Raw genomic sequence first — 11,679 nt, forward strand, 5'->3', positions numbered from 1 at the left:
GTAGGAAAGCTATTAAAACTGCTTCCCTACTTTTATCAAACTATCTTAATTATTTCCTGTTATATATTTTGCTTTTAACTCATTATGTTCGTTTAAGCTTTTCGAGAAATATACTGTTCCATCTTTTGCAGCAAGAAAATAGAGGTACTCTGTTTCATCTGGATGTAGAGCAGCTTCCATTGAATCGGTTCCAGCATTTGCAATTGGTCCTGGTGGTAGACCAACATTTTTATAGGTATTATACGGAGAGTCTACTTCTAGATCCTTATATAATACTCTATCCTTGTGCTCACCTAATGCGTACAGTACTGTTGGGTCTGTTTGTAATGGCATTCCTTCTGCAATTCGGTTATAAAAGACACTCGCAATTTTCTTTCTATCCACATTTTCCGTTGCTTCTTCTTCAATTAAAGAGGATAGTGTTAAAAATTGGTGTACAGTCAATTGATCTCTTTCTATATCTGTTTGATAAGCACTAATTACACTTTGTGTTTTATCTAACATAACAGCAACGATAGACTCTAATGAAGGATTTTCTTCGTAATAAGAATAAGTAGCAGGGAATAAATAACCTTCTAATGGATACTTTATATTCTTTGCCCAAATATCTGTAGTGATAATATCTGGATATTTCCCCATTAGCTGTTGGATAAATGCTTCATCATTTAACTGATTCCAAATATCCTCCGGGTTTTGTTTGGTTTTCTCTGCAATAATATCTGCAATTTCTCTTAACTGCTTCCCTTCAGGAATGGCTAATGTAAATACTGGTTCTTGCATAATTTTCCCTGTTTTTAGACTATCAATGATCTCTTCCATTGTCATAGAAGGTGTCATATGATATTCTCCTGCCATAAAATCTGTTTCATTTTTAAACTTTACATAATACTTAAATACCTTTGCATTTTTTACTATTCCGTTATCTTCTAAGGTTTGAGCAATAGTTGTAACTCCTGATCCTATCGGTATATCAACAACTACTTCTTTATCACTGTTTGGATCAACAGGTTTTAATGATGAATGAATATATAAGTATCCAGAAACCCCAATAATTGCTACTAACAATAGAATACCAAGAGTAACCATGATTACTATTCTTCTAACAACTTTTGCTTCTTTTTGTCGTTCCTTCATATTTTCTAAAAATAACTCTTTGTTGCTCTTGGGAGTATTATTATCTTCTTTATATTTCGTCAATCTATTCCCTCCTTGAAACCAATAAAACATTTTTTACATATCTCGACTTATTATACTATATTCTGATAGGGATGTTGAAATTTTTATCAAAAACAGGAGGTAGATTTGTTGCAGTCTTACCGTATTCTGTAAGAGCATATAAAAAAGAGGACCACTCTGGTCCCCCTTTTCATATTATTCTTCTTCTTGTTCAGCAAGGAATGTATTTAGCATTTCTTCTACTAAATCCCACTCTTCTTCTGTTTCGATCGGAGAAAGTTCTCCATCGCCTGTTTCTTGATTTGGAATAAAAGATGATGCATGAATATCAATATCTTCATCTTCTTGGTCATCTTCTCCAATTGGATAGTACAGTACATATGATTTTCCGAATTCATCAGATTCAAATGTAAATAATATCTCACATAATTGCTCGTTGCCTTGCTCGTCTACAACGGTAATTGTATTAGTTTCTCCGTGTTCCATTATTTCACCTCATTATTTTTGGCTATCAAGATATCCTTGAAGGATAATAGATGCAGCCATTTTGTCTATCACTTTCTTGCGTTTTTTCCTACTCACATCTGCTTCTAAGAGTATTCTTTCAGCAGCCATTGTGGTAAGACGTTCATCCCAGAATACAACTGGAAGTCCAAATTTTTCTTCTAGAAGCTTACCATAATATTGACTTGCTTCTCCTCGAAAACCAATACTTCCATTCATATTCTTAGGAAGTCCAACCACTATTTTACCTACTTCATGCTCAACAATCAAGGAAGCAATTCGATCTAAGCCAAATTCTTCTTTCTCTTCGTCGATTTTAATTGTTTCTATCCCTTGTGCTGTCCATCCTAAAGCATCACTAACAGCTACTCCTACTGTTTTTGAGCCTACATCCAAGCCCATTAATCGCATTTTGTTATCCCTCTCGTTGCTGTTTTAAGTAAAACTTAACTAATTCCTCAATAATTTCATCACGCTCTAATTTGCGCATAACATTGCGTGCATCCATGTGACGGGGAATGTAAGCCGGATCCCCTGATAATAGATAGCCAACAATTTGATTAATAGGGTTATAACCTTTTTCTTGAAGTGCATCATAAACCTGGTAGAGGACTTCTTTTACATCATGTTCATATGGTTCTTCTGGAAAATTGAACCTCATTGTTTTATCGAATGAGCTCATTTAAGCAACACCTCATTTTTTTATCGAACAATTTCTGTTAAGAGTTATCTACATTTTACACTACTTGTCCGCAATATCAAATTGATTTGACGTATTCTTCAACAAATTGTAATGCAGACTCTAATTTAGATGGATCTTTCCCTCCAGCTTGGGCCATATCTGGACGACCACCGCCGCCGCCTCCACAGATAGAAGCTACTTCTTTCACAATCTTCCCAGCATGGAACCCTTTATCCATTAAATCTTTCGTTACACCTGCAATAATATTTACTTTTCCTTCATTAGCACTACCCAGCACTAGCACTACAGAACCAATTTTTTGCTTTAGTTCATCTGCCATTGTTCGTAGGTTGTTCATATCCGTATTCGGTATAGCAGCAGCTAATACAGGTATATCATTTATCATTTTCACTTGATCTACTATGTTACCTGCTTCAATATTGCTTAGTTTTGCTGCTAGTGATTCATTTTCACGTTGAAGTTGTTTGATTTCTAAAAGCAGGCTATCTACACGCGTAGGTACCTCTTTTATGTTTGTTTTCAATTTACTCGCTGCATCTTTTAATAAATGAATTTGATCATTTAATTGTTGATATGCAGCTTGTCCAGTTACCGCTTCAATACGTCTAGTTCCTGCACCTATACCCGACTCGGAAACTATTTTAAATAATCCAATTGCAGAAGTGTTGTCAACATGACAGCCTCCACATAATTCTAAACTATAACCACCAACTTGCACTACACGTACAACTTTTCCATATTTCTCGCCGAATAGAGCCATTGCCCCCATTGCTTTTGCTTCATCAATATTTTTGTAGTCAATTTGGACAGGGATACTTTCCCAAATTTTCTCATTTACAATTGTTTCAATTTGTTCTAATTCTTCTGCTGTAATTTGACCAAAATGAGAGAAGTCAAAACGTAATCGATCTGATTGCACAAGAGATCCAGCTTGATTTACATGTGTACCTAGAATATCTTTCAATGCTTGATGTAAAAGATGTGTAGCAGTATGATTTTTAACAATTTTAGAGCGATTCTTGCTGTCTACTTTAGCTACTATTGCATCATTCACCATTACTGCACCAGTTTCAATAATCCCCTTATGAAGATTCTGACCGTTTGGTGCTTTTTGAACATCTTGTACCTTAATCGTAACATTATCTGATACTAAAATACCTTTATCCGCAATTTGACCTCCACTTTCAGCATAGAAAGGTGTTTGATCTAAGATAAATTGTATTTCATCTCCAGCTTCAGCTGTTTGTACTTCTTCCCCGTTTTTCAATAGAGAAACTATTTTTGCTTCTATCTGACCTTTATCATACCCGACAAATTCACTACTTACTTTAATGTTGCCAAGAACTCCACTTTGTACTTGCATACTGTCTACTTCTTGACGAGCCTTTCTAGCACGATCTCTTTGGCTATCCATCTCTTTTTCAAAACCTGTATGATCAATAGTCATTCCTTGTTCTTCAGCATATTCCTCCGTCAATTCTACAGGGAATCCATAGGTATCATACAAGCGGAATACATCTACACCAGCAATAACATGATTTGAAGATGCTTTCGCTTTTTCCATTACCTCAGAAAGAATTGCTAAACCTTCTGATAATGTTTCGTGAAATCTTTCTTCTTCACTCTTCATTACCTTTTGAATGAAATCTGATTTCTCTTTTACAGTTGGATAGTAATCCACCATAATTTCTGCTACAACAGGAACTAATTCAAACATGAATGGTCGATTAATATTAATTTTCTTCGCATAGCGAACTGCTCTTCGAAGTAGTCTTCTTAATACATATCCTCTTCCCTCATTTGATGGCAATGCTCCATCTCCAACAGCAAATGCTACTGTACGAATATGGTCTGCAATTACTTTAAATGCTTCATCTACTGTAGCATCTTTTCCATATTGTACTTGAGCAATCTCTTCAGTTGCACGAATAATTGGCATAAATAAATCCGTATCAAAGTTGGTTGGAACATCTTGAACAACAGAAGCCATACGCTCTAAACCCATACCTGTATCAATATTTTTCTTTGGTAGTGGCGTATACGTTCCATCTGGGTTATGGTTAAACTCAGAGAATACAAGATTCCATACTTCTAGATAACGATCGTTTTCTCCACCTGGATATAATTCAGGATCATTGATATCATCTCCATATTCTGGACCTCTATCATAAAAAATTTCCGTGTTCGGACCACTAGGGCCTTCCCCGATATCCCAGAAATTTCCTTCTAAACGAATAATACGGCTTTCTGGAACACCAATTTTATCTCTCCATAATACATATGCTTCTTCATCTTCAGGATGAACAGTAACAGATAGCTTCTCTTTATCAAAACCGATCCATTTTTCGTCTGTTAGAAACTCCCATGCCCAGTCAATCGCTTCTTCTTTAAAATAGTCACCAATAGAAAAATTACCTAGCATTTCAAAGAAAGTATGGTGACGCGCTGTTTTCCCAACATTTTCAATATCATTTGTACGAATAGATTTTTGAGCATTCGTAATTCTTGGATTATCTGGAATAACTCTTCCATCAAAATATTTCTTTAATGTTGCTACACCACTATTAATCCATAAAAGGGACGGATCATCATGAGGAACTAGTGAGGCACTTGGTTCAACAGCATGTCCTTTTTCTTGAAAGAAATCTAAAAATTTTCTTCTTATTTCAGCTCCAGTTAATTTTTTCATACTCTTCCTCCTGTAAAACTCTTCTATGTATTTTTTCTAAGTTAAAGCTTTTTTGCATAAAAAAAACTTCCATCCCTGGACAGGGACGAAAGTATCACTCGCGGTACCACCCTGATTATGGATTAAAAATTCTATTTTCTATCCATCTCTCAAATTCCTTAACGCGGAAAACGGCAGGGATTAGCTGCATTCCAGAACTAGCTTTCAATTATTCTTCACCTAGAGTTCCTTTCAGCCTTGAGAACTCTTCTCTAAAAAGTGGGCTATAATCTACTTGTTTCTATCAACACTTTAACTGAATATTCTTCTTCAATCGAATTATACTGATTATTAGGCAGTATTGTCAATATGAGTATTATTATACCTTTTCATGTTGTTCTTTGCTTCCAAAATGTTTCTTGAAATGAAGAATGGCAACTTTAGCAATAGAAAGAATTGGTACTGCCACTATCATACCAATGATTCCACCCACCTCTTCACCAAGTAATAGAGCAAACATTATCATTAAAGGATGCATATGGGTACTCCTGCCCACTATATAAGGTGAAAGGATATTTCCTTCTAAGAATTGAAGAATGATGATAATTATTATTACAATGATTAACATTTTTGTAGACATAGTAATAGCAATTATAACAGCAGGAACTGCTCCAATAATAGGACCGAAGTAAGGTATTACATTTGTAATGCCAATGATAATTCCTAACACTAATGGAAACTTCAAATCAAAAAACCAAAACAACAAACAACAAAGAATACCGATAATGGTACAGACTAATAGTTGGCCTCTAATATAACTACCTAGAGATGTATTTACATCCTTTAAAAACAGAGATAGACTACGTCTCCATTTCTTTGGAGTCAATGCAGTAGATGCTTTTTTTACTACTTCTATGTCTTTTAGCATATAAAAGGAAATGAACGGAATGAGCATAATAACAATAGACGAATTAATAAAACCCATTGCTCCATTCATAATTTTATTTAGTAATGCTTCTAGTTTTATTTCCACATGGTTAATCCCATTATCCACTTTCTCTTGGATATTAACTGGCCAGTTTTCCATTCTATCCTGAATAGATTGAATTAAATGCTTATAATTACGCGCTAGCTCTGGAGCATCATCTGACAATGCTTCTAATTGCTGAATGAGAACTGGAATTCCTTTGTATATTCCATATCCAATTCCACCAAAGAAAATAATATAAATCAGCGCGACTGCAAGCCCTCTATGAAATCCTTTTCTATGTAATAGTTCTATAATTGGGTGTAACAAATAAGTAATAAATGCTCCGATGATAAATGGAGAGACTACTTTTGTAAGAAGACTTAAAATAGGTAGCCATATTGGAGCTAATTTAATAAAAACAAACAGCACAATAAATAGTAATAGAGTAAATCCTAATCGATAATACCACTTGATTCTTATATCCATTAAAGCATCCCACCCTCGAGTTTTATTTTGAGAGAGAGAAGGGCTAATTATACATATTTTTTCTACTATTAAGAAACTATTCTAAAATTTATTCATTAAAAAACCTGTAGCATTTATAGGCTACAGGTTTCATCAGCTTTAAAACATTTTCATCATTTTTCTTTGCATTTTCTTCATTTGTTTTGAATTCATTTTATTATTTTTCTGCATATAGTTTAATGCAACCATTCCTGCACCAAACGCTATAGCTGTATTCATTACTTTTCCCATTCTTCAGCACTCCTTTTTTTGAGGGAAGAGCGCCTCCAAACTAGAAAAATCTAGCTTAATCGACGCTCGTCTTCTTCAAATAAATCATCTAAAGAACTTAAGCTACCATCTTCTTCCACCTGATGAGTGTGAATGATACCTTTTGTTAAAGATAGTTCAATAAAACAATTCCAGCAGTAATACTGATTGATTCCAATTTTTCCAATATCTTTACTTTGGCAATTAGGACATTTAAGCATATGGGAACACCTCGTCTTTATCACACTTTAAGATTATTCCATGTAAGAAAATCCTCTAGTGTTGGTATTCCCATTTTGTCCTGCAATTGTTTGAAATATACCAAAAAAACAGGTAGGAGTTGGCATATTTTTAAATTTTGATTCCTGTCAGATGGAATTACTGCTGTTGTTTCCTTCCTATTATTTCTCTTATTTAAAAAAACATGACCAACAAACATTGGCAATTATTTATGAACAAAAGAAATACTGCTTAAGAAAGTTTTCTACTGTTTTACAGAGACTCTTCCTCTTCCCAAAAGTCGTATGGTGTAATATTTTCCATTCCGATCATTGGATCGATTTCATTTATTCTACCTGCATAAAGCAGGGAAGTATTTTCATTACTGAGATCCGTGCTTTCATCCATAGCTCTATTGCTATTAGAGGTATCAAATGCTTCTCGCAATTTTTCCTTTAATGTAGTTTGTCTATTCAGCTCATCATTACGATTGACCCCAATCTCCATCGCTTCCAGTTCACCACATAAAATTAAAAATTGCTTGCTTCTTGTTATTCCTGTATAAAGAAGATTACGTCTTAACATTCGATAATAGCTTTTAACAACAGGCATTATCACAATAGGAAACTCACTCCCCTGTGATTTATGAACAGAACAGCAATAAGCATGGGTTATCTGATTTAAATCCTGCCTTGTATAGGTAGCTTCTATTCCATCAAATGAAACAATCACCATATCTTGCTTTTCAGTATTTTCTTTCGCATAAAAGATAGAAACAATTTCTCCCATGTCCCCATTAAAAACATTACTCTCTGGTTGATTCACTAACTGCAGTACTTTATCCCCTATCCTGTACTTTGCATCTCCAAATTGCAGCTCTTTTCTTGTTCCATCAGGATTTGGATTTAATATTTCTTGCAAAATGACATTTAGTCGGTCAATTCCAGCTGGTCCGCGGTACATAGGTGCTAGCACTTGAATATCCATTGGTGCAAAACCTTTTTGTTTAGCATTTAATACAATTTTTTCAATCGCTTGTGCTATTTGATTCGAGCCACACTTAATAAAAGAGCGATCTCCTTGTGGCTTAAGTAAATTTGCTGGTAACCGACCATTTTTCATTTCATGTGCAAGTTCAATGATAGAAGAACCTTCAGCTTGTCTATAAATATCTTTCAGCTTAACAGTTGGAATAGATCCAGAATCCAGTAAATCCTTCAAAACCTGACCTGGCCCAACTGATGGTAATTGATCTTCATCACCCACCATAATGACTTGTATATGTTCAGGTAATGCTTTAAATAATTGATGTGCAAGCCATATATCTACCATAGAAGTTTCATCCACAATAAGAATTTTACCTTCTAGTAAGTTTTCTTCATCACGATCAAACGCGCCTGAACCATTCCATCCTAATAATCGGTGTATGGTTACTGCTGGTAAGCCCGTTGATTCAGCCATCCGTTTTGCGGCTCTTCCAGTTGGTGCAGCAAGAATAAAGGGATAAGGCTCCTCTTTCTTATAATCATTTGGGTCAAGTGAGCAGCCATGTAGCTCTCCATATAGCTCAACAATTCCTTTAATAACCGTTGTTTTCCCTGTTCCAGGTCCACCGGTTAACATCAACATAGGTGACATAAGTGCCGTTTGAATAGCTTCACGTTGGGAAGGGGCATATTGAACACCAATTCTGTCTTCTAGGTTGCCTAAAGCAAGAAGAAATTCAGATTCTGGAAATTGATCTTTATATTCACTTTGTTCTAATATTCTTTTAATATTTCGGATAAGACCTTTTTCTGAAAAAAATAAGGATGGCAAATAAATTTTCTTGTCTTCTACTATTATCTTTCTTTCTTCTTGTAATTGAATAATTTGACTCGCAATATCAGCAAATTCAATTTCTTCTTTTTTATTATCCTCCAACAACTGCTTCACTTGCTCTAATAAATACTCTGCATGCAAAAATACATGTCCCTCTTGATTGCTTGTTATTTCTAATATGTATAGACATCCTGCTTTTAATCGGTCAGGATGATTCCCAGTAATGCCAATTTGATAACCTAAATCATCCGCCTTACCAAAACCGATTCCTTCTATATCCTCTACCAATTTATAAGGATTTGATTGGACGATATCTATCGTTTGTTCTTTATACATTTGATAAATCTTCATAGACAGCTGTGGTCCAAATCCATATTGATTAAGGGAAATCATGGCTTGTTCTAATCCCTGATTTTTCATTAATGTGTCATAAAGAACTTTAGCTTTATCTGGAGGGAGTTTAGGAACGGTATCTAGAATGGAAGGCTGATTCATAATTTTGGATATCGCTTCCTCGCCTAATGTTTGAACAATATTTTCCGCTGTCTTTAAACCTATTCCCTTAAATAAATCACTAGAAAGATAAGCAATGACTCCTTGCTTTGTTTGAGGTAATTCTTTGCGGAAGGATGTTACCATTAATTGCAATCCAAACCTAGGATGTTCTTTGAAATCACCATAAAACGTATACGTTTCATCTTCATTTATTTTAGGTAGATACCCTGTTATAACAGCCTCTTTATCATTATAATCGTAATTGGTTTCATCTACTCTTATACGTAGAACAGTATAGAGATTATCTTCATTATGAAAAATGGTTACTAGGTGTCGACCTTTCACATACTTTTTCTCGTTTTCAAAAAGATCCAATGTATCCTGCTCATTCATCTTACTCCCTCCTTTCTCTTCTCCTTAATTTTGCTTATTCCCCTTCCATAATCTGTTTGCCGTACCCAGCAAGCATATGATCAGGTTGAACTTCTAATGCTTTATTAAACATCTCCATTGCTTTTTCTTTATCTTCTTTAAAGCCAAAAGCTACACCTAAGTTATAATAGGCATCTGCATGCTCTGTATCAATTGCGATACAATGCTTTAATTGTACGATTGCTTCATCAATATACTCATTCTGGGCTAAGCATAAACCTAATTGAAAGAACCCTTCAGCATCTTTATTATTTAATTCTACTGCACGCTGGAAATAAGGAATAGCCAGCTTGCTTTTTTCTATTGCTATGTAAGTCATTCCAAGCATAAAGAAATTATCACTATTATCTAATCCCTTTGATAAAGCTTCTTCAAACATCTGCCTTGCTAATTCAAACTTTTCCAATTCAAAGTATACGTTACCTGCACTATAATAGGCTGCTGCGGTACTATCATCTATCTCAATAGCTTTCTGATAGAAAGTTAGTGCCCGTTCTTGATCTCCGAGTGCAGAAAGGACATTCCCAAAGTTCACATAAGACACAGCATTTTGGGGATTTTTCTCGATTTCATCCATAAAGAACTTCGCTGCTTCCTCCCATTTTCCTTCTTGCATATATTGAATTCCTAATTGTTCTTTATTCATTTAAAAAAACACTCCATTCTTATCGATTAGTATAGCATATTTTAACGGTATTTTTTTCTGAACAAAAAAGAAGAAACTAAATGCACACCTTCAATTGGTCTGACATTTAGTTCCCCATAATTATCCTACATACGTTAATCTTTCTTCATTACGAAAGACTTTATCAATGGTTCCTCCACCTAAGCACTCTTCACCATTATAGAAAACAACTGCTTGTCCAGGTGTTACTGCTCTAATTGGTTCATGAAAAATAACTTTCACTGTATTCTCATCTATTACTTCAACATTTACTTTATTATCAGGCTGACGGTAACGGAATTTTGCTGTACATTCAAAAGACTTGCCTATAGAATCCTTTGATACCCAACTTACATCCGTTGCTACAATACTATCAGAATATAGCATTTCATGTTCGAATCCTTGACCAACATATAAAACATTTCTCTCTAGATCTTTTCCTATTACAAACCAAGGGTCTCCGCTTCCACCAATTCCTAAGCCATGGCGCTGTCCAATCGTGTAATACATTAATCCATCATGTCTGCCCATTACTTTTCCATCAAATGTTTCCATATTCCCTTTTTGTGCAGGAAGAAATCCGCTTAAAAACTCTTTGAAGTTTCTTTCCCCAATAAAGCATATTCCAGTACTGTCTTTTTTCGTAGCAGTAGCTAGATTAGCCTCCGTTGCAAGCTCTCGAACTTTTGATTTTTCCATTCCACCAATTGGAAACATTACTTTACTTAATTGCTCTTCCGTAAGTTGATTTAAGAAGTACGTTTGATCTTTGTTATCATCTTTTCCTCTTAGCATTTTCACTTGGCCGTTTTCTCTAACTACCTGTGCATAATGTCCAGTAGCTAAATAATCTGCACCTAAGCTCATGGCATGCTCCAGAAACGCTTTAAACTTGATTTCCTTATTACACATAACATCTGGATTAGGAGTTCTTCCCGCTTTATACTCATCTAGGAAATAAGTGAATACTTTATCCCAATACTGCTTCTCAAAATTAACAGCATAATATGGAATTCCTAATTGATTACAAACACGGATTACATCTTCATAATCCTCTGTCGCCGTACAAACGCCGTTTTCATCGGTATCATCCCAGTTTTTCATAAAGATACCAATAACATCATAACCTTGTTCTTTTAATAACAGTGCTGCGACGGAAGAGTCTACTCCTCCTGACATACCCACAACAACACGTGTATCTTTTGGTGCTTTTTCCACTTTCTTTTCCCCCTAAACCCTTCCCCACACTCTTC

Annotated in this window: 11 protein-coding genes and 1 other annotated feature; all 11 genes read right to left on the reverse strand. The window is 35.0% G+C overall.

Annotation, left to right across the window (positions count from 1 at the left end; all coding sequences use genetic code 11):
* Positions 1 to 45 precede the first annotated feature (45 nt).
* Positions 46 to 1,197, reverse strand: a complete 1,152-nt coding sequence (gene mltG / locus F9279_RS15505; RefSeq protein WP_226793579.1) for an endolytic transglycosylase MltG — start codon at positions 1,195 to 1,197, stop codon at positions 46 to 48.
* 174 nt (positions 1,198 to 1,371) lie between these two features.
* Complete coding sequence (locus F9279_RS15510) at positions 1,372 to 1,662, reverse strand: DUF1292 domain-containing protein (RefSeq protein WP_152114641.1); 291 nt, start codon at positions 1,660 to 1,662, stop codon at positions 1,372 to 1,374.
* A 12-nt stretch (positions 1,663 to 1,674) separates the two neighbouring features.
* Positions 1,675 to 2,091, reverse strand: a complete 417-nt coding sequence (gene ruvX, locus F9279_RS15515; RefSeq protein WP_152114642.1) for a Holliday junction resolvase RuvX — start codon at positions 2,089 to 2,091, stop codon at positions 1,675 to 1,677.
* 4 nt (positions 2,092 to 2,095) lie between these two features.
* Positions 2,096 to 2,362: an IreB family regulatory phosphoprotein gene (locus F9279_RS15520; protein ID WP_152114644.1), complete on the reverse strand. Its 267-nt coding sequence runs from the start codon at positions 2,360 to 2,362 to the stop codon at positions 2,096 to 2,098.
* A 76-nt stretch (positions 2,363 to 2,438) separates the two neighbouring features.
* The gene (gene alaS / locus F9279_RS15525) at positions 2,439 to 5,072 is read right to left on the reverse strand and encodes an alanine--tRNA ligase (protein ID WP_152114647.1); all 2,634 of its coding nucleotides are present in this window, start codon (positions 5,070 to 5,072) and stop codon (positions 2,439 to 2,441) included.
* Between the two features lie 78 nt (positions 5,073 to 5,150).
* Positions 5,151 to 5,368: a binding site (T-box leader), on the reverse strand.
* Positions 5,369 to 5,430: 62 nt separating this feature from the next.
* Complete coding sequence (locus F9279_RS15530) at positions 5,431 to 6,507, reverse strand: AI-2E family transporter (RefSeq protein ID WP_152114649.1); 1,077 nt, start codon at positions 6,505 to 6,507, stop codon at positions 5,431 to 5,433.
* 138 nt (positions 6,508 to 6,645) lie between these two features.
* Entirely contained in the window at positions 6,646 to 6,777 is a 132-nt protein-coding gene (locus tag F9279_RS15535; protein ID WP_226793582.1) for a DUF3918 family protein, read from the reverse strand.
* Between the two features lie 50 nt (positions 6,778 to 6,827).
* The gene (locus F9279_RS15540) at positions 6,828 to 7,016 is read right to left on the reverse strand and encodes a hypothetical protein (protein WP_152114651.1); all 189 of its coding nucleotides are present in this window, start codon (positions 7,014 to 7,016) and stop codon (positions 6,828 to 6,830) included.
* A gap of 271 nt (positions 7,017 to 7,287) precedes the next feature.
* Positions 7,288 to 9,723 (reverse strand): ATP-dependent RecD-like DNA helicase, encoded by a 2,436-nt coding sequence (locus F9279_RS15545; RefSeq protein ID WP_152114653.1) that lies wholly within the window; start codon positions 9,721 to 9,723, stop codon positions 7,288 to 7,290.
* Between the two features lie 34 nt (positions 9,724 to 9,757).
* A complete protein-coding gene (locus F9279_RS15550; RefSeq protein WP_152114655.1) occupies positions 9,758 to 10,408 on the reverse strand; it encodes a tetratricopeptide repeat protein in 651 nt (216 codons plus the stop codon).
* Between the two features lie 120 nt (positions 10,409 to 10,528).
* Positions 10,529 to 11,644, reverse strand: a complete 1,116-nt coding sequence (gene mnmA, locus F9279_RS15555) for a tRNA 2-thiouridine(34) synthase MnmA (RefSeq protein WP_152114657.1) — start codon at positions 11,642 to 11,644, stop codon at positions 10,529 to 10,531.
* Between the last annotated feature and the right edge of the window lie 35 nt (positions 11,645 to 11,679).

The organism is Bacillus sp. B1-b2, assembly GCF_009183415.1.
Classification (GTDB): Bacteria; Bacillota; Bacilli; order Bacillales; family Cytobacillaceae; genus Niallia.

Excerpts from the sequence above, each read along its gene's own strand:
- F9279_RS15545 (WP_152114653.1), bottom strand. The coding sequence starts at position 9,723 with ATGAATGAGCAGGATACATTGGATCTTTTTGAAAACGAGAAAAAGTAT.
- F9279_RS15535 (WP_226793582.1), bottom strand. The coding sequence starts at position 6,777 with ATGGGAAAAGTAATGAATACAGCTATAGCGTTTGGTGCAGGAATGGTT.
- F9279_RS15550 (WP_152114655.1), bottom strand. The coding sequence starts at position 10,408 with ATGAATAAAGAACAATTAGGAATTCAATATATGCAAGAAGGAAAATGG.
- F9279_RS15540 (WP_152114651.1), bottom strand. The coding sequence starts at position 7,016 with ATGCTTAAATGTCCTAATTGCCAAAGTAAAGATATTGGAAAAATTGGA.
- F9279_RS15520 (WP_152114644.1), bottom strand. The coding sequence starts at position 2,362 with ATGAGCTCATTCGATAAAACAATGAGGTTCAATTTTCCAGAAGAACCA.
- ruvX (WP_152114642.1), bottom strand. The coding sequence starts at position 2,091 with ATGCGATTAATGGGCTTGGATGTAGGCTCAAAAACAGTAGGAGTAGCT.
- F9279_RS15510 (WP_152114641.1), bottom strand. The coding sequence starts at position 1,662 with ATGGAACACGGAGAAACTAATACAATTACCGTTGTAGACGAGCAAGGC.
- F9279_RS15530 (WP_152114649.1), bottom strand. The coding sequence starts at position 6,507 with ATGGATATAAGAATCAAGTGGTATTATCGATTAGGATTTACTCTATTA.
- alaS (WP_152114647.1), bottom strand. The coding sequence starts at position 5,072 with ATGAAAAAATTAACTGGAGCTGAAATAAGAAGAAAATTTTTAGATTTC.